Origin of the sequence: Streptomyces graminilatus (genome assembly GCF_001418565.1) — a bacterium.
Taxonomy (GTDB): Bacteria; Actinomycetota; Actinomycetes; order Streptomycetales; family Streptomycetaceae; genus Streptomyces; species Streptomyces graminilatus.
Map to the genome: position 1 here is coordinate 1 of NZ_LIQQ01000293.1, position 18387 is coordinate 18387.

The 18387-nt window shown below is 71.7% G+C and carries 10 protein-coding genes; 6 read left to right on the top strand and 4 right to left on the bottom strand.

The annotated features are described in order from the left end of the window. Together AOK08_RS24315 and AOK08_RS24320 are read left to right on the top strand one after the other, a co-directional pair. On the top strand, positions 1 to 2083 hold a 2083-nt coding region (locus AOK08_RS24315), incomplete at its 5' end, for a S9 family peptidase (RefSeq protein WP_055529797.1). A 120-nt stretch (positions 2084 to 2203) separates the two neighbouring features. Continuing rightward, positions 2204 to 3259 carry a LacI family DNA-binding transcriptional regulator gene (locus AOK08_RS24320; protein ID WP_055529787.1) on the top strand — a complete coding sequence of 352 codons (1056 nt, stop codon included), beginning with the start codon at positions 2204 to 2206 and terminating at the stop codon, positions 3257 to 3259. Between the two features lie 68 nt (positions 3260 to 3327). Here the strand turns inward: AOK08_RS24320 and AOK08_RS24325 are convergent, their stop codons facing one another. Continuing rightward, positions 3328 to 5088 (bottom strand): cellulase family glycosylhydrolase, encoded by a 1761-nt coding sequence (locus AOK08_RS24325; RefSeq protein ID WP_055529789.1) that lies wholly within the window; start codon positions 5086 to 5088, stop codon positions 3328 to 3330. 244 nt (positions 5089 to 5332) lie between these two features. Between AOK08_RS24325 and AOK08_RS24330 the strand changes: the two genes are divergently transcribed. Then, complete coding sequence (locus AOK08_RS24330) at positions 5333 to 8260, top strand: glycoside hydrolase family 3 C-terminal domain-containing protein (protein ID WP_055529791.1); 2928 nt, start codon at positions 5333 to 5335, stop codon at positions 8258 to 8260. Positions 8261 to 8343: 83 nt separating this feature from the next. Here the strand turns inward: AOK08_RS24330 and AOK08_RS24335 are convergent, their stop codons facing one another. After that, positions 8344 to 9696 (bottom strand): alpha/beta hydrolase family protein, encoded by a 1353-nt coding sequence (locus tag AOK08_RS24335; protein WP_107101030.1) that lies wholly within the window; start codon positions 9694 to 9696, stop codon positions 8344 to 8346. Between the two features lie 136 nt (positions 9697 to 9832). Between AOK08_RS24335 and AOK08_RS24340 the strand changes: the two genes are divergently transcribed. Together AOK08_RS24340 and AOK08_RS24345 are read left to right on the top strand one after the other, a co-directional pair. Beyond that, on the top strand, positions 9833 to 12013 hold the full coding sequence (locus AOK08_RS24340) for a TerD family protein (protein WP_055529802.1): 2181 nt from the start codon (positions 9833 to 9835) through the stop codon (positions 12011 to 12013). A gap of 184 nt (positions 12014 to 12197) precedes the next feature. Then, positions 12198 to 13181: a threonine ammonia-lyase gene (locus AOK08_RS24345; RefSeq protein WP_055529793.1), complete on the top strand. Its 984-nt coding sequence runs from the start codon at positions 12198 to 12200 to the stop codon at positions 13179 to 13181. An 84-nt stretch (positions 13182 to 13265) separates the two neighbouring features. Here AOK08_RS24345 and AOK08_RS43605 read toward each other — a convergent pair whose 3' ends face one another. Then, positions 13266 to 13991, bottom strand: coding sequence for a metallophosphoesterase (locus AOK08_RS43605; RefSeq protein WP_338400152.1), 726 nt, complete (start codon positions 13989 to 13991; stop codon positions 13266 to 13268). Position 13992: 1 nt separating this feature from the next. Beyond that, positions 13993 to 14763 (bottom strand): thioesterase II family protein, encoded by a 771-nt coding sequence (locus AOK08_RS24350; protein ID WP_055529795.1) that lies wholly within the window; start codon positions 14761 to 14763, stop codon positions 13993 to 13995. A gap of 249 nt (positions 14764 to 15012) precedes the next feature. On the opposite strand from AOK08_RS24350, the gene AOK08_RS24355 reads away from it, so the two are divergent. Further along, positions 15013 to 18387, top strand: a 3375-nt coding sequence (locus tag AOK08_RS24355; RefSeq protein WP_241827072.1) for a type I polyketide synthase, incomplete at its 3' end; no start/stop codon positions are given.

Below are 18387 nucleotides of genomic sequence, written 5' to 3' on the forward strand. Positions count from 1 at the left end.
ATCCCGAGGACCACCGGCCTCCGTCCCCTTGCCCGAGGCCGGTGGTCCTCGGGATGTCGTGACGCGGCTGCGGGCGCACGGCTGCTGGTATCCCTCCGCGGGCGCCGATGGCACCGAGGCGGCCTTCATCTGTGACCGGGGCGGTGTCCCGCAGTTGTGGGCGGGGCCGGTGGACGGGTCCGAGGTGCGGTTGCTCGACTCCTCGCCGGATCCCGTCAAGGAGGTGTCCTGGTCGCCTGACGGCCGCTGGATCGCGTACACGACCGCGCCGGGCGGCGGTGAGCACACCCGTGTGCTGTGTGTCCGGCCCGACGGCACCGGCCGCCGCATCCTGGCCGGGGCGGGCCCCGGAAGCTCCGCCTATCTGGGGTGCTGGACGCACGACGGGTCGGCCGTCGCCGTCACCGCGACCGCCCACACGCGTCTGGAGCGTTCCGGACACGCCTCGGCGGACCTGGATCCCGCCGGTGCGCCGCCCGCGAACGACTGGGCCGACCGTGACGGCCGCGCCACGCTCCTCGGCGGCGGCGCCGAACACGACGCCGGGCAGCGGACGGCGCCCCCGGTCGACCTCAGGGCCCCGGAGGCGCCCGCCGTCCGGCCCGGCGGCGGATTGTCGGCGTACCTCATCGACCCCGACGGTCTGGCCTCCCCGGTGCTCCTCGCCACGGAGACGCATGCCGCCACCCTGCGCGTGTGCGACCTCAGCCGCGACGGAACGCTGGCCCTGCTGCGCCGGGGACCGCGCGGACGGCGCGAGGCGGTCGTACGGCGCACCGCGGACTCGGTGACGACGTGCACGGTGCCGGTCGCCGACGGGGATCCCTGGATCGGCAGGTTCTCCCCCGACGGACTGACCCTCTGGCTGCGCAGCGACACCGGCCGGGAGTACGCGGCGCTGCTCGCGGTCGCTCTCGACGCCGACGGCGAGCCGCGCGAGCGGACGGTCGTGGCGGAGCGCGCGGACCAGGAACTGGAACTGCTGGCGCTGGCCCACGACGGCCGTACCGCCGTGCTGGTGTGGAACGCGCGGGGCGCCTGCGAACTCGAACTGGTCGAGACCTCCCCGGCGGACCACGCCCCGGACAGCGCGGGGCCCGCGAGGCCCGTCTCCCTGCCGCACGAGGTCGTCACCCGGGTGGTGGCGGCCGGGCCGGGCCGGATGTTGCTCGCGCTCTCCGGCTCGCAGCGCCGCCCCGGCGTGTGGTGGGCCCACGAGGGCGTGTCCCTGCTGCGCACCCCGTGGTCGTCCCGTGACGCGGACGCCGTACCACCGGGCCGCCCGCCCGTGCGCCCCGTCCCCATGCGGCTGTCGGCGCGCGACGGGCTGCCCCTGAGCGGCTGGTACTACAGGGCGCCGGGCCGTGCCCCGGACGAGCCGGCCCCCTGTGTGATCCATCTCCACGGCGGCCCCGAGGAACAGGAACGCCCCGTCTTCAGCCCCCTCTACCACGAGCTGCTCGGCCGGGGCCTCGACGTCTTCGCCCCCGACGTCCGCGGCTCCTCGGGACACGGCAGGTCCTTCGTCGACGCGGACCTCGGCACCGGCCGCTTCGCCGCCCTCGACGACGTCGCGGACTGCACCGCCCACGCGGTGACGGCGGGTCCCGCCGACCCGACCCGGCTGGCGGTCATGGGACGCTCGTACGGCGGCTATCTGACGTTCGCCTCCCTTGTCCGGCATCCGGACCTCTTCCGTACCGGGGTCGCCGTCTGCGGCATGTCCGACCTGCTGACCTTCTTCGCCGGTACGGAGCCGTGGATCGCGGAGTCGGCGGTGCACAAGTACGGCCATCCGGAGCGCGACCGCGCGCTGCTGCGTGCCCTCTCCCCGATGACCCGCGTCGCCGCACTGCGCGTCCCACTGCTCGCCGTTCACGGCGAACACGACACCAATGTGCCGCCGGTGGAGTCCGAGCAGTTCGTACGGGCGGCACGGGAACGCGGGATCCCCGCCGAGCTGCTCGCCCTGCGCGACGAGGGCCACGACTTCCTGCGCGCCGACAGCAGGCGGCTGTTCCGCCGGGCAGCCGCCGACTGGCTCGAACGCCAACTCGCCCCGAAGCGGAGCGCGGACGTGTGACCTCCTTCGACTTCCCCGTGTCGGGCATCCTGGCTCCTGGCGGCGGTGAAGTGTGCGGCTCCGGCGGTGAGGATGTCAGAATGACCGCTTCACCGGGCCAGGGGATGGGGGCCGACCACCGTGCCGGACAGCCGATCAGACACGCCTTCCACGGACGGGACGGAAGGGCGGAGCACGAGCGCTGACGAATCGTCGGCGGTCACCATCGCGTACATCGCGGAGTCCGCCGGCGTCTCGGTGCCCACCGTGTCGAAGGTGCTCAACGGCCGGTCGGGGGTGTCGGACGAGACCCGGGCCCGGATCGAGGAGCTGATCCACCGGTACGGCTACCGCAAGCCGCCGAAGAACCGCAGCAAACTCGTGGAGCTGGTCTTCCGCGAGCTGGAGAGCATGTGGGCCGTGGAGATCATCCGTGGCGTCGAACGGGTGGCCAGGAAGAACAAGGTAGGTGTTCTGGTCTCCGAGTTCGGCCTTCAGGACACTCCGGTCAGGACCATCGACGACACCGTGGAACGGCGCCCGCAGTGCGTCCTGTCGGTGGCGCGGCTCTCGGAGCGGGAGCGCGACCGACTGACGGCGAAGGGCATCCCGTTCGTCGTCTTCGACCCGAGCGAGGAACTCCCCGACGACGTGCCGTTCGTGGGGGCCACCAACTGGCGTGGCGGTCAGGCCGCGACCCGGCACCTGACAGGGCTGGGCCACCGTCGCATCGCGATGATCAGCGGCCCCGATCATCCGTTCTGTCTCGCGCGGCTGGCCGGCTACACCTCCGCTCTCACCGAGGCCGGCCTGCCGGTGGAGCCCGACCTGGTGGTCAAGACGCTCCTCACCCGCGAGGACGGCCGTACGGCGGCTCGCGAGCTGCTCGCCCGGACCGACCGGCCCACCGCCGTCTTCACCGCCAACGACATGCAGGCCATGGGCGTCTACCAGGCCGCGCGGGAACTCGGGTTGAGGATCCCGCAGGACCTGAGCGTGGTGGGCTTCGACGACGTGCCGGCCGTCGCCTGGGCGGACCCGCCCCTGACCACGGTCCACCAGCCCCTGGCGGAGATGGCGGCGGCCGCCACCGAACTCGCCCTGGCCCTGGGCAGGGGCGAGGACGTGCCCCAGTCGGGCGTGGAGATCGCCACCACCCTCACCGTCCGCGAGAGCACGGCCCCGCCGAAGGCCTGAGCGGGCCCGGGAGAACCCCGGGTGCCAGATGGGCACCCGGGGCGAGGGACCGACGCCTGGTACGTCCGTCAGCCGACGGTGCCGGTCACCGAACCTCCGGACTTCGTCACGCGGTACGTCACGGTGGCACCGCTCCAGAAGTGGAAGACGAGCGTCGCCTGTGCGTTGTCCCGCAGGGAGTTGACGAACTTCGAGGTGAGCAGGAGAGCGTTGCCCGGGTAGTCGGGCGAGAAGGCCTCGTTGAACTCCTGGTAGGGAGTCCAGCCCGTCGGCCCGGCGTTGCTGCCGTCGGCGTACGTCGCCTGCATGGTCGCCAGCAGATCACCGCGGAACTGGGTGGGGACGGTGACCCCGTTGGTGTTGCCGCTCGCGTTCGAGAGGACCGGCCTGTCGTACGTGGTCACGTGGATCTTCCAGGGGACGCCCTGGTTGTAGCGGGCTTCGATGGTCGCGTTGACACCGTAGGCGCGGTTTCCGGCCAGCCGGGTGAGAGCGGTGGTCGTGAGGGTGAGCTGGTCGCCGGAGACGGTGTAGTCCCGGCCCTGGGCGAGCATGTCGTTGCCCTGCCAGAGCCCCAGGAAGGAACCGCCGTTCGGGTTGAGGGTGAGTGTCCTGGCCGTGATCGCACTCGACTTCGCCAGGAAGATCCGGTCCGACGAGGCGGTTCCGGAGCGGGTGGTCCAGCTGGACTTGATCTGGTTGATCAGGTCCGTGTCGCGCCACTGCATCGTGCCGCGGTTCAGATAGGAGAAGGGGTCCCACAGGGCCGTGGTCACCTGGGCCGTGCGGGCCTCGTGGCCGAGCTGCTCGAAGAACTTCAGCGCCTCGCCCTGCTCGATGCGCGAGGGGTGGTTCTGGTCGGGGTACTGGAGGAGGCCGAACTCCCCGACGTAGACCGGGATCCCCTTCGAGGTGAGTGTGGAGCGGAGCCGGGTGAAGGTGTCGGTCATCTCCTGCCGCGCGGTCGCGTCGAACCGTGTGCCGCCCGCGACGTTCACACTGAACGGGTACCAGCCGTAGTAGTGCACGGTGGCCACCAGATTGGGGTCGTTCAGCGACTTCATCCCGGCGGCCAGGATGTCCAGGAAGTCCTGGCCGGCATTGGTGTGCAGGGTGGGCAGCACGAGCAGCCGGGTCGCGTTGTTGCCGCCGGACTGGCGCACCACCGAGTGGAACGCGGTGTTCAGCTCGGCGTTGTACTGGTTGCCCTGGGCGTCGGTGGTGTTGTTGAACTGCGGCTCGTTGTTGCTCTCGAAGAGCAACGCCTGCGGGGAGTCACGGAACTTGGCCGCGATCTGGGTCCAGGTGGCCTTGAAACGGGCCAGCACGTTGTCGTGGTCGGTGGGCAGGCCCGCGATCCACTGCCAGGAGTCGTGATGGACGTTCAGCACGACATACAGCCCGTCGGCCACCGCCCAGTCGACCACCTGCTTGACGCGGTTCATCCATGCCGCGTCGATCGTGTAGGGGGCGGAGGCGGACTGGTGGCCGCTCCAGGTGACCGGGATCCGGACACTCCGGAAGCCCTGCGCCTTGATGGTGTCGAACAGGGCCTTCGTCGTCGGTGGGTTGCCCCATGACGTCTCGTCGGGGATGGCGTCGAGGCTGTTGCCCAGATTCCAGCTCGGCTGCATCGCGGCCACCGTGTCCATCGGGGCGGCGGCGAGCGCGGGGAGCGGCAGCCGGGCGCGGGACGTGTCCTGGTGACTCGGCAGGGCGAGGGCGGTGGTGCCGGTCAGCCCGATCGCGGCGACCAGCGCCAGGAGGAGGCCGAACAGACGGCCGGGGCCACGACCGCGGCGCCGGGTGGGGCGTTGCGTTCCCGTCATCTTTGATCCTCTTCTGTTGGCCGAGCGCCTCGTGGTCGGGTCGAGTCGTGTACAAGTCCTGTCGAAGCGCTTCACTTGTCCGTGACGTTAATGACTTGTTTCCTGCGAAACAATTGGATGAACTCCATGAAACTTTCCTGGCTTCTTGTTATTGACAGCCAGTAGGGGCTGGTGGCAGCGTCGAAGCGCTTCAACTGATCATCGCTCCAACTGTTCGCACCCAGCCTGCTTAGGGGTCCGTCTCGTGGGTTCTCCGTCCCAGCCCGCCGTCGGGCGCCTGCCGTTCCGCGATCCGGCGCTGCCGGTCGACAAGCGGGTCGACGATCTGCTGGCCCGGCTCACGCTCGACGAGCGGATCGCCCTGCTGCACCAGTTCGCGCCGGCCGTGGAGCGCCTCGGTGTCGCCGCGTTCCGCACCGGCACGGAGGCGCTCCACGGTGTGTCCGGGCTCGGCGTGGCGACCGTCTTCCCGCAGGCCGTCGGGCTGGGCGCGACCTGGGACGAGGATCTGGTCCGCGAGGTCGCCGAGGCCGTCTCCGTCGAACTGCGCGCCTTCCACCGCCACCGCCCGACGGCGAACGGCATCGGCGCCAACAGCCTCCATGCGTGGGCCCCCGTGGTGAATCTGCTGCGCGACCCGCGCTGGGGCCGCAACGAGGAGGGCTACTCCGAGGACCCGACGCACACCGCCCGGCTCGGCACCGCCTACTGCCGAGGCCTGGCCGGCGACCACCCCACGTATCTGCGCGCGGCCGGGGTACTCAAGCACTTCCTCGCCTACAACAACGAGGACGACCGCTCCGTCACCTCGTCCGGCCTGCGCCCCCGCGTCCTGCGCGAGTACGACACGGCAGCCTTCCGCCCGGTCGTCGCGTCGGGCGCGGCGACCGGTGCCATGGCCGCGTACAACCTGGTCAACGGCCGCCCCTGCCACGTCAGTCCGCTCCTGGACGAACTGCGGAGCTGGGCCGAACCGACCGGGCACGAACTGTTCGTCGTCAGCGACGCCCAGGCGCCTGCCAACCTGGTCGACCACGAGCACTACTTCGACGACCACGCCGAGGGCCACGGCGCGGCGCTGGTGGCCGGCATAGACAGTTTCACCGACCTGAACGAGGACGGCTCGATCGTGGCCGGCCGACTGCGCGAAGCCCTGGAGCGCGGTCTGATCGACGAGGCGGACATCGACCGCGCGGCCCGACGCCACCTCCAACTCCGCTTCCGGCTCGGCGAGTTCGACCCGGACCTCGACCCGTACGCCGGTATCGGCCCGGAGGTGATCGACTGTGCCGAGCATCGCGCCCTGGCCCTGCGCGCCGCGACCGAGTCGGTGGTACTGCTCAAGAACGACGGCCTGCTGCCCCTCCGGGCGGACCGGACACCGCGTATCGCCGTCATCGGCCCGCATGCCGACGCCCTGTACGAGGACTGGTACAGCGGCACCCCGCCCTACCAGGTCGGTATCGCGTCCGGACTGCGCGCCGCCGCTTCCGCCGGCGATGTCGTGGTCGTGGAGGCCGCCGACCGGATCGTCCTGCGCTCCCGCTCCACTGGCCAACCGCTCGGCGGCACCGCGTACGACGTCACCGAGTGGGGCGACGGGGTGCTGACCCTGCGCGACGCCGACACCGGCCGCTACCTCACCCGCAGGGACGACGGCTCGCTCGGCGCGGACCGTGAGGTGATCAAAACCTGGTTCGTCAACGAGACCTTCCTCCTGGAACCAGATCCTTTCGCCGATGCCGATGCCGATGCCGATGCCGATGCCGACACCGTGCTCCTGCGGAATGTCTTCACCGGCCGCTACGCCGTCGTCGACCCCGAGGACGGCAGGGTCACCGCCACCGCCGACAGCCCACGTACGGCCGAACGCTGGCGGCGCGAGCTGCTGCGGGACGGCGCCGCCGACGCCCGGAGCGCCGCCGCTGCGGCCGACGTCGCGATCGTTGTCCTCGGCAACCACCCGCTCATCAACGGCCGTGAGGCCGAGGACCGTACGGGCACCGCACTGCCCGCCACCCAGGAGGTCCTGCTGCGCGAGGTCGCCGAGGTCCGTCCGGAGACCGCGCTGGTCGTCATGAGCAGCTACCCCTACGCCCTCGACTGGGCGAACGAGCACCTGCCCGCCGTGGTGTGGACCTCCCACGGCGGGCAGGAAACAGGCCGGGCAGTGGCCGCCGTACTGCTCGGCGACGCCGACCCGGCGGGCCGGCTGCCGCAGACCTGGTACCGGGGCGACGACGAACTCCCGCCCCGGCTCGACTACGACGTCATCAAGGCGGGCTGGACCTACCAGTACCACCGGGACGCACCCCTGTACGCCTTCGGCCACGGCCTGTCCTACACCGACTTCGCCTACGGCGACCTGCTGCTGTCCACGCCGACCGTGCCGCAGGACGGCGCTGTCGACGTCACGGTGACGTTGTCCAACACCGGGGCGCGGTCCGGCACCGAGGTGGTCCAGCTCTACGTCCGTGCCCTGGACGCGCGGTACGAGGCGCCCCGGCTGAGGCTCGCCGACTTCCGCAAGGTGTGCCTGGAGCCGGGGGAGAGCCGCGAGGTGGCCTTCCGGCTCCCCGCCGACCGGCTCGCCCACTGGGACGTGGCCACCGACGCCTTCACCGTGGATCCCGGCGCCTACGAGGTCCTCGTCGCCCGCTCCGCCGAACACGTCCTGCTCACCGCGCCGTTGACCGTGACCGGGACGGCCCCCGCACCCCGCGGGGTGGTCGGGCGGCGCGTCCGGGCCGCCGACTTCGACGACTACACGGACGTCACCCTTGTCGACGCCACCCGTATCGCGGGCGACGCGGTCTCCCCGGCCGATCCGGCTCGTCCCGCGACGCTGCTGTTCCGTGCCGTCGACCTGTCCGGTGCCGCTCGCTTCGAGGCGGAGGTCGCGCGCGAGGGCGGCGGCAGCGGTGAGGGCGGCGGTCCGGGTGAGGGGCGTCTGGAGGTCAGGGCCGGCGACCGGCTCCTGGCCGAGCTGACTCCACCGGTCACCGGCAGCCGCTACACCTGGACCACGGTGACCGCCGACATCACCGAAACCGACACCGACACCGTCACTGACGCGCTTGGTGAGGGCGTCAGCGATCTACGGCTGACCCTGCACGGCGACTTCCGCCTTGCCTCCTTCTCCTTCGGTTCCTCCGTGAGCGGATCCGCGTGAGCCGGCTCGCGGGGTGCGGGCCGTGGGCCGGGAAGGTTCCCTATCCTGTCCCGTCCTGTCCATTCCCCCCCCGAACCAGAGCGTCAGTCGACGAACTCCATCGCCGGGTAGCGGTCTGACGGTCCGTCCAGCAGTCGGCCGCTTCGGCCGCGCAACCAGTGGTCGAAGTAGGCGGACACATAGGCCTCGTTGGTGCGGATCGCCGTGGCCGGGTCGATCGTGCCGAGGTTCTGTCTCTGGGTTTCCGGCGGCAGGCCGAGCTGGGGGAGCAGGGCCTCCGCGTCCGTGAACGACGCGTGCTCCGAGCCGCGCAGGGTGAGCTGTCGGGTCCAGCCGGGGGTGTGGGCGCGGAACGCCTGCCAGCCGGGGCCGGTGTCGGTCGTGCCGTCCTTGCCCAGGAGCAGGAACGGTCGGGCGAGCCCGTGTTGGGCCACCGGCATGAGGGTGCCGTCGTAGTTGGTGAGGTTGCCGTCCATGTTGATCCCGGCCCTGATGCGCGGGTCGGCGTCCATGGCCGTCGCGGTGGCCGTGCCGCCCACCGAGTGGCCGAACATCCCGACCCTGGACAGATCGAGCGCCCCCGCGAGGCCGTTCGGCAGCCGTCTGCCGTCCGCATCGGGATTGCGGCCGGCGTCGAGCAGGCTCAACTGGTCCAGGACGAAGCCGGTGTCAGCCGTCCGCACGGCGAGGGACTTCCTGATGAAGGTGTCCGGGTCGGTCGGCGTGACCATGGTGGCGAGCGAGCCGTCGGGAAACTGCACCTCGGGGGATTCGTAGGTGTTGTCGACGGCGACCACGACATAACCCCGGGAGGCGAGATCCGCCACCAGCGTGGTTCCCCAGGTCCGGGGCTCACCCAGCCCCGGTGAATAGATCAGCACCGGCCGTTTCCCGGCCCCGTGGGCAACCGGGGCGCCACGCACCACGTGCGTGGCGGTCGCCGCCCAATCGGTCTGTCCGGTCGGCAGGTGCATCCCGAGGTAGTTGTTGGCGGTCACCGAGTCGAAGTGCGCCGCCGCCTTGGGAAGCATGTACGGCGCGGCCGGGCGGCCCTCCGCACGTGTCGTCGGGTAGTACACGCTGACCATCAGCTCACGACGGTTGTGGCTGGAATGCCAGGGATCGGGCCGGGCACGGTCCACGAGATGCACGGGCACTTCGCCGACCGCGTACCTGCCCGTGGGAGCGGGCAGGCTCAGCCGGGTTGGGGTCGGGGTCGGGGTCGGGGTCGGGCGCATGGGCGGTCCCGCCACTGCCGCGACGGCGTCGCCGGGCAGAGCGGCCGCCAGAGCGACGGCCGCGACGGCCGCGACGGCCGCGCAGGCGAGCGAGGCCCACGGGCCGCGACGCCGCTTGATCCGTTCCCCGGTCCGTCGCTTGGTCCGCTGCCCGGCCCCTTGCCCGGCCCGGTGCTTGATCGACTGTTCCTCCGTCATGTCAGTCAATGCTGCAAGCCGCCGGTCCCGTCCGCCATCGGGATGTCCCCCCATATGGCCCGCTGTCATCCCTTAGGGGATGGTCCGCGCGAAAACCCCCATGCGCCGGTTCGCACACCTCTGCGATCATCCCCGCATGGCGCACAGTCTCGAATCGCTGGTCCTCCGGCACACCTACCGGCTCCCCTCTCCCCAGGGCTCCGCCGGTGAAGGAGCCGCCGCCGCGCGGCAGTTCGACGCGGCGCTGACCTCCGCGGGCTTCAAACTCTCGGCGGAGCTGTTCGCACGGCTGTCGGGGCTGTCCCCGGCCGCGGTCCTGCACACCGCCAAGCGGACGCTCCGCACCCTGACCGAGATGGTGGGCGCCCACGTCCGGCACAACTCGTACTTCATCGACTTCCCGGCGAACGTGCCGGACACCGAGGAGTTCTGGGCGCGATGCGTGGTGAAGGCGCTCGGCGACGACAGGTCCCGTGAGAACGTGCTGACGCAGTTGGCGCACGGGGTGCTGGACCTGCTCAGCCTGCCGGCGTACGGCCGCTACCAGCACACCTACGAGGAGCTGCTCGCGGCACAGGACGAGCTGATCGCCTCGGCGGGCGACCGGGTGACCGTCCTGCACCTCGGAGGGGACCTGGAGGACGAGCTCACGGACCTGTACCTGGCCCTGGCCGGGAGCCGGACGCCACTGGGTGAGGACCACCTGAACGACCTCAGGATCCTCGCCGGGCAGTGCGCGCTCGGCCCCCAGCCGGATGCGATCCCGGTCCGGGAGAACCGCGCGGTCGTCAACGAGGCCCGGCTCGCCGTCGGCGCCGGCCTCTTGCTCGACACCGTCACCGACGTACTGCGGCTCGCCTGCGCCCTGTCCGGCGGCGACGTGACGCTACAGGAGCCGACCCGGTTCCGGGCTCTCGGGCGGCCGGCCCGTCGCGCGCTGCTCGCGGGCCTCGACGCCGTGGTCGCGGCGAACCCCGCGAAGCTGGCCGACGTGCACGCCCACCGCGAACCCTTCAAACGACTCGGTGAGCGGCTCCACCCGCACGAGTACCCGCGCTGGCCGCACGCCGCCGACGTGTTCGCCGTGGCACGGGGCGAGAAGGAGGCGCGGTCGTTCGACAGCCGGGTGGAGATGCTGCTCGGCGAGGGCGATGTACCCGGTGCGCTGCGGCTGCTGAAGTCCGCTCCCGGCAAGCTGTTCCGGTCCCTGGACCTCCTGCTGCGCAGCGCCGTCGGCCAGGAGGAACGGGACGCGGTGCTGGCCGCCGCCGTGGAGGTCGCTCCCGGGGTCTCCGGGCGGGTCGTCCTCTCGGTGCGCGAGCACTTCCACAACCGGGACCGGGAGACCGGCGAATCCCGCGTCTTCGTCAACCGCCGGGGGCGCGCCTGGGTCTCGGCCGACCACCGGCCGCCCGTATCGGTCCCGGACCGCGACCGCCTGATCGCCGCCCTCGACGCCGAGCTGCGCCACCGGCTCCCGACCCCGGGCCGGCTGCTGATCGACCCCGACATCCTCGATGTGGCGCTCCCGCTCAGCGGCAGGGCGACCGCGTCCGGGCTCGGCGTACTGCCGCGCGGTTCGGTATCGCAGGTCGACGGCGAGCGACTGCGTTTCTTCGTGTACTGGAAGGAGGCGGCGAGGCGGACCGACTACGACCTCTCGGTGCTGCTCCTCAACGCCGACTACAGCACCGACGCCTGGCTTTCCTACACGTCTCTCACGACAGTCGGGGGCCGGCACTCGGGCGATGTCACCGAGGCACCCGATGGTGCCTCGGAGTTCATCGACCTGACCCTGGACCGGGTGCGCGGCACGTTGATCGCTCCGCAGGTCAACATCTACGCGGGGGAGGGCTTCGACGAGGTCGAGGAGTCGTTCTTCGGGTTCATGCTGCGTGACGGCGAGCAGAAGGGCCGGCCGTTCGAGCCGCGCACGGTGCGGATGAAGTCGGAGCTGCGCGGCGTGGGCCGGGTCGCGCTGCCGCTGGTGTTCCGGCGCGAGGACGACGGCCGGTGGCGCGCGAAGTGGCTGCACCTGTATCTGAAGGGCATCTCGTCGGCCAACCAGGTCGAGGAGAACCAGGTGTCGGTGGCCAAGGTGGTGCGCGCCGTCGTCGAGCGCGAGCAACTGACGGTCGGATACCTGATCGACCTGATGCTGTCCGGGGGCACCACAGCCGTGGACATGGACCTGTGGGACGGCGGACAGGTCCCCGGCGAACCCGTGACATACATCGGCCTCGAACGCCCCGAGGGGCTGCACCCGGACTCCCGGGTCATCACCCTCGAAAATCTGCGCGACCTGATCCCTGGCTGAGTGCTAGCGTTCCTCTTGGCGAGGCCATGAAGGGGCTTCCTTCTCACTCATTTTCCATGAACCCAAGTCCCTTCGCTTTCCTCGCCCTTGACCGCAAAAGCCTGGGAGGCGCCCCACGTGGGGCGCCTCCCAGGCTTTTGCGGTCACCCGATGAGCGGACCCGGTGCCGCTACGCTGCCGTGTCATGCGGCAGACGCGTCTCGACACCGCCCGGATCCGGGCGGCTCGCCGGCTGATCGATCCGGTCTTTCTCGGTACTCCGCTGTACCGGTGCGAGGCGCTGGAGTCCGCACTCGGGTGCGCGGTGAGCGTCAAACTCGAAACGGCCAACCCGGTACGCAGCTTCAAGGCACGCGGGACCGAGGTGGTCGCGAGCCTGCTCGCCGACAGCGGTGCGCGAGCCGCGGTGTGTGCCAGCGCGGGCAATCTCGGCCTGGCCCTCGCCCGGTCCGGTCGCGGCCGGGGGATCGAGGTGACCGTCGTGGCATCCCGCTCCGCGACCGTGGCCAAGCTCGATCGCATCCGCGCGCTGGACGCCCGGCTGGAGCTGGTGGACGGCGACCACGAGTCGGCCCGCGAGAGGGCGGCGGCCATCGCGCGGCACGAGGGCATCCGGCTGGTCGAGGACAGCCTGGACATCGAGACCTGTGAGGGCGCGGCCACCATCGGCCTGGAACTTGTGGAGGCGGAGGCGTCGTTCGACACGGTCCTGATCGCTCTCGGCGGTGGGGCACTGGCCACCGGTGTGGGCCATGTGCTCAAGGCCCTGGCACCCGGAGTCGAGGTGATCTGTGTCCAGCCGCTGGGCGCACCGGCGATGACCCACTCGTGGCACAGGCGGACTGTCGTCACCACCGGCCCGACCGACACCATCGCCGACGGAGTCGCGGGCAGACGTCCGATCCCGGCCGTCCTGGACGACCTCCTTCTGGCCGCCGACGATGCCGTCCTGGTCCAGGAAGCATCGATCATCACCGGTATGCGGATGCTCCTCGACCACGCCGGTCTGGTCGTCGAGCCCTCGGCCGCCCTCGGTGTCGCGGCGATCCTCGAAGACCCCGACCGCTTCGCCGGGCGGCACGCGGTCACCATCGTGTGTGGCAGCAACGTCGACATGGACGCCTATCACCGCTGGGTCGGCGCGGCCCCCGGCCGCAAGTCGTGCTGACCGTACGGTAGTTGTGCTCGGCCCGAGCACAGCCGTGGTGGTGGTGTGCAAGCCGGGGCTGGTCACTCCGGGCGCGCGGATGGGTTAAGGTTGATCCAGAGCTGGTCGCCACAACTCCGGTTGACCGGCCTCGCGTTGGTGGTCCAAGGAAAGACGCCCCGCTTCCTGCGGGGAAATGCAGGTGCAAGGCCTGCCCGGCGCTCCATTCGAAGGGCCCGTCCGTAAACCGGACGGGCCCTTCGTGCTGCCCGCCCGAGCTGAACGTGCCCCGCCCCGCCCTCGACTCACGGCACGGCGGGCGCAGTTCTCCCGGCCGGGAGCACATCCCGCAGGACGCCTCGCGGAAGGCCGCGCCGCCGCCATTCGCGGGGGTAGCCGATCGACACCTCCTCGAAGCGCACACCGTCGTGCACCGTCGTCCAAGGTGTAGTCGTAGAGCAGGAACAGCGGCGCCACGGTCACCGGTTCGCCCGAGCCGTGCCACACCGGAAAGGGGTCCTCCGGCGTGACGACGCCCAGGGAACGGCACATGCCGACAAGGTGCCGGTAACGTGCCTCGCCGCGCAGTTGGACGGGATCGTCGTCGGTCGTCCACAGTTCATGGTTGCCGGGGACCCAGATCACCTTCGCGAACCGGCGGGCGAGGACGCCGAGCGCGTACGCGATGTCCGTGCTGTTCTCGGCGATGTCCCCGGCGACGATCAGCCAGTCCTCGTCGGAGGTGGGGCTGAGCTGCTCCAGGAACCTGCGGTTCTCCTCGTAGGAGATGTGCAGGTCGCTGACGGCCAGCAGCCTTGGTGCCCGGCTCATGTCAGCGGTCCGCCGCCGCGCCGCTCAGGGTGTCCGCGATCCGCTGGATCAGCCGGGGTGCCTGGTCAGTGAGGTAGAAGTGGCCGCCGGGGTACACCTCCATGGAGAACTCGCCGGTGGTGTGCTCCTGCCAGGCGCGTACGTCGTCCAGCGGCGCCTTCGGGTCGCTGTCGCCCACCACGGCCGTCACCGGGCAGCTCAACCGCCGTATCCGCTGCGGGCGGTACAGCTCGGCGGCACGGTAGTCGCTGCGGATGGCGGGCAGCACCATACGCAGCACCTCGTCGTCGCCGAGGACGCGGGTGTCGGTGCCCGCCAGCCGCTTGATCTCGTCGAGCAGGGCCTCGTCACCGCGCGTGTGCACGTCCTCCTCCACCCGGAACCGGGACGGCGCCCGCCGGCCCGAGGCGAACACCATCACCGGCGCCACCCCGGCCTGCTCCAGCAGACCGGCCAGCTCGAACGCCAGCGACGCGCCCATGCTGTGCCCGAAGACGGCCAGCGGCCGGTCGGTGAACCCGTCGAGGACCAACGGCAGCAAGTGGTCGGCGAGTTCGGGGATGCTCTCGACACACGGCTCCAGCCGCCGGTCCTGGCGCCCCGGATACTGCACCGAGAGAACCTCGACGCGCGGGGCGAGGGCCTGCGAGACCGGAAAGTAGAAACTCGCCGAACCCCCGGCGTGCGGGAGGCACAGCAGACGTACCTCACTGTCCGGGGCGGGGTGGTAGCGGCGGATCCACTGATCCGTGTCTCCACTGTGCGCGGTCACAATCAGTCTCCGGGTGTGTAGGGGGCCGGCTGCTTCCGGAAGCTAACAGGCGGCGGGTGTCGTGCGGGCCCGTGCGGGCCCCTGATCCGACCCCTATGCGGACGGGCGCAGGTCAGGGGTGTCGCGATGCGCCGGGACCTCGTTCACTTGAAGTCCAAAGTACCCAGGGCTGCCTGGCACGCCTGCTCCAGGCGGTCGTCGCCCGTTCCCTGGCGGTATCCGCAGGGCTTTGACCCCCGGGGGTTTTCAGTGACGGACGAAGCACGGCTCGTCGACTACATCCGCCGTATGACGGGTGATCTGCGCAAGGCGCACAGGCGGGTGAAACAGCTTGAGGACGCCGGCAGCGAGCCCGTCGCGATCGTCGGCATCGGCTGCCGCTTCCCCGGTGGAGTCACCGGGCCCGACGAGCTGTGGCGGCTCGTGGCCGAGGACCGGGACGCCGTCGGAGCCATGCCCGACGACCGGGGCTGGGACTTCGACGCCCTGTTCGCCCCCGATCCGGACCAGCTGGGCACCAGCCACGCCCGCGAGGGCGCGTTCCTGCACGACGCCGCCGACTTCGACGCCGGCTTCTTCGGCATCTCCCCCCGCGAGGCGCTCGCCATGGACCCCCAGCAGCGACTGCTGCTGGAAGTGGCCTGGGAGGCGCTGGAGCACGCCGGGATCGACCCCAACACGCTGACCGGCAGCCCCACCGGCGTCTACGCCGGGCTCATGTACCACGACTACGCGGGCGAGCTGTCGACCATGCCCGACGAGGTCCACGGCTTCCTCAGCACCGGTGTCGCGGGCAGCGTGGTGTCCGGCCGGGTCGCCTACGCCTTCGGCTTCGAGGGTCCGGCCGTGACCGTGGACACCGCCTGCTCGTCCTCCCTCGTGACCCTCCATCTCGCGGCGCAGGCCCTGCGGGCGGGGGAGTGCGATCTGGCGCTGGCCGGCGGGGTCACCGTCATGGCCACCTCGTCCACCTTCGTCGAGAACTCCCGGCAGGGCGGCCTGGCCGCCGACGGCCGGTGCAAGTCCTTCGCGGGCGCCGCCGACGGCACCGGCTGGGGCGAGGGCGCCGCCCTGCTGGTCGTGGAGCGGCTCTCCGACGCCCGGCGCCACGGGCATCAGGTGCTCGCCGTCATCCGGGGCACCGCCGTGAACCAGGACGGCGCCAGCAACGGACTGACCGCGCCCAACGGCCCCTCCCAGCAGCGGGTCATCCGCCGGGCGCTGGCCAACGCCCGCCTCACCGCCGCCGACGTGGACGCGGTCGAGGCCCACGGCACCGGCACCCGGCTCGGCGACCCCGTCGAGGCCCAGGCCCTGCTGGCCACCTACGGCAAGGAACGGACCGACGGCACACCGCTGTGGCTGGGCTCGGTCAAGTCCAACCTGGCCCACACCCAGGCCGCGGCGGGCGCCGCCGGTGTCATCAAGATGGTGATGGCGATCCGGCACGGCCGACTGCCCCGTACCCTCCACGTCGACCAGGCGACCCCCGAGGTCGACTGGAACGCCGGGGCGGTACGGCTGCTCGACGAGCCCCGCGACTGGCCCGACCACGGCAGGCCCCGCCGGGCCGCCGTCTCCTCCTTCGGAGTCAGCGGCACCAACGCGCACATCATCCTCGAACAGGCCCCGCCGGAAGGGGAGTCCGAGCAGAGCGCGGAGTCCGGTCCGGCCGACGGACAGCTCGCCGAGGACACGCGGGCCGTGGAGTCCGTCCCGCTGCCGGCCGTGCCGGTGCTCCTCTCCGCCCGCGACGACGACGCGCTGCGCGCCCAGGCCGCCAAGCTCCACGACCACATCACCGGACCCGACGCCCCGCGCCTGCCGGACCTCGGCCTGGCCACCGCCACCACCAGGGCCGCCCTCGAACAGCGCGCCGTGGTCGTCGCCGCCGACCACGACGAACTGGCCCGTGCCCTCAAGGCACTTGCGCGGTCCGAGGCCGCGCCGGGACTGCTGACCGGTACGGCCGGCGACCAGATCTGCGCCTTCCTCTTCACCGGCCAGGGGGCCCAGCGCCCTGGCATGGGGGAGGAGCTGTACACGGCGTTCCCCGCCTACGCGCGTGCCCTGGACACCGTGTGCGCGGAACTCGACGGCCACCTCGAACAGCCCCTGCGCGAACTGCTGTCCGCCGCACCCGGCACCGACACCGCCGCCCTGCTGGACGAGACCCAGTACACCCAGGCGGCGACCTTCGCGGTCGAGGTCGCGCTGTTCCGGCTGGTGGAGAGCTGGGGCGTACGGCCCCGCCACCTCGCCGGCCACTCGATCGGCGAACTCGCCGCCGCCCATGTCTCCGGCATGCTGTCACTGCCCGACGCCTGCGCGCTGGTGGCCGCCCGAGGCCGGCTGATGCAGGCGCTGCCCGCCGGGGGCGCGATGGTCGCCCTGGAGGCCACCGAGGACGAGGTGACCCCGCTGCTCGCGGGGCAGGAGGACGACATCGCGCTGGCCGCCGTCAACGCGGAGCGGTCCGTCGTCGCCTCGGGCACCGCCACGGCCGTCGCGGAGGTCGCGGCACACTTCACCGCCCTCGGCCGCCGCACCCGGAACCTGCGGGTCTCGCACGCCTTCCACTCGCCGCTGATGGAACCCATGCTCGACGAGTTCCGTGACGTCGTACGGAAACTGGAGTTCCACCCGCCGGTCGTCCCGGTCGTCTCCAGCGTGACCGGCGCCCTCCAGCCCGACGACCAGTGGGCATCGCCCGACTACTGGGCCCGCCAGGTCCGCGACACCGTCCGCTTCCACGACGTGACCGTCACCCTGCGCGAGGCGGGCACGACCGTCCTGCTCGAACTGGGACCGGACGCCGCCCTCACCGCGATGGCCGACACCGGCACGGCCGCCGGTCCTGACGCCGTCGCCACCCCCGCCGAGCCGCTCCGCGTCGCCGCCCAGCGCCGTGACCAGCCCGAACCCAGGGCACTGCTCACCGCCCTCGGACGCCTGCACGCCCACGGCGTCGAGGTCGACTGGGACGCCTTCTACGCAGGCCGCGACGCACGGACGGTGCCGCTGCCGACGTACGCCTTCCAGCGGCGCCGCTACTGGCTGCGCCCCAAGCCGGGCACGGCGGCCACCGGCGCGGCCGGACTGCCCGCCGCCGGACACCCGCTGTTGGCGGCGGCCGTCACGGTCGCCGGTACCGGCACCCTCCTGCTGACCGGGCGCCTCGGCGTGGACACCCACCCCTGGCTGGCCGACCACGCGGTGGGCGGCACCGTCCTCGTCCCCGGCACCGCCTTCGTCGAGCTCGCCCTGCACGCCGCCGCCCGCCTCGCCACCGCCGAGCGCACCACGCTGACGATCGGCGAACTCGTCCTTCAGGCACCGCTGATCCTGCCCGCCACGGGCGGCGTACGGATCCAGGTGGTCGTCGGCGAGCCCGGCGCGGACGGCCGGCGCACCGTCGCCATCGCCTCCCAGCCGGAGACCGCCGACGCCGACGACGAGTGGACCGCGCACGCCGACGGAGTACTCGGCGGCGATCCGGCCGAGGAACAGCCGGAGGCGGCGGCGGGTCAGTGGCCGCCCGCAGACTCCACACCGCTCCAGACCGACACCCTCTACGACGAGTTCGCGAACGCCGGTTTCTCCTACGGCCCCGCCTTCCAGGGC

What these genes read in the sequence shown, in the direction of transcription:
- AOK08_RS24325 (WP_055529789.1), bottom strand. Translation starts at nt 5,088, where the DNA reads ATGACGGGAACGCAACGCCCCACCCGGCGCCGCGGTCGTGGCCCCGGC.
- AOK08_RS24335 (WP_107101030.1), bottom strand. Translation starts at nt 9,696, where the DNA reads ATGACGGAGGAACAGTCGATCAAGCACCGGGCCGGGCAAGGGGCCGGG.
- AOK08_RS24340 (WP_055529802.1), top strand. Translation starts at nt 9,833, where the DNA reads ATGGCGCACAGTCTCGAATCGCTGGTCCTCCGGCACACCTACCGGCTC.
- AOK08_RS24345 (WP_055529793.1), top strand. Translation starts at nt 12,198, where the DNA reads ATGCGGCAGACGCGTCTCGACACCGCCCGGATCCGGGCGGCTCGCCGG.
- AOK08_RS43605 (WP_338400152.1), bottom strand. Translation starts at nt 13,991, where the DNA reads ATGAGCCGGGCACCAAGGCTGCTGGCCGTCAGCGACCTGCACATCTCC.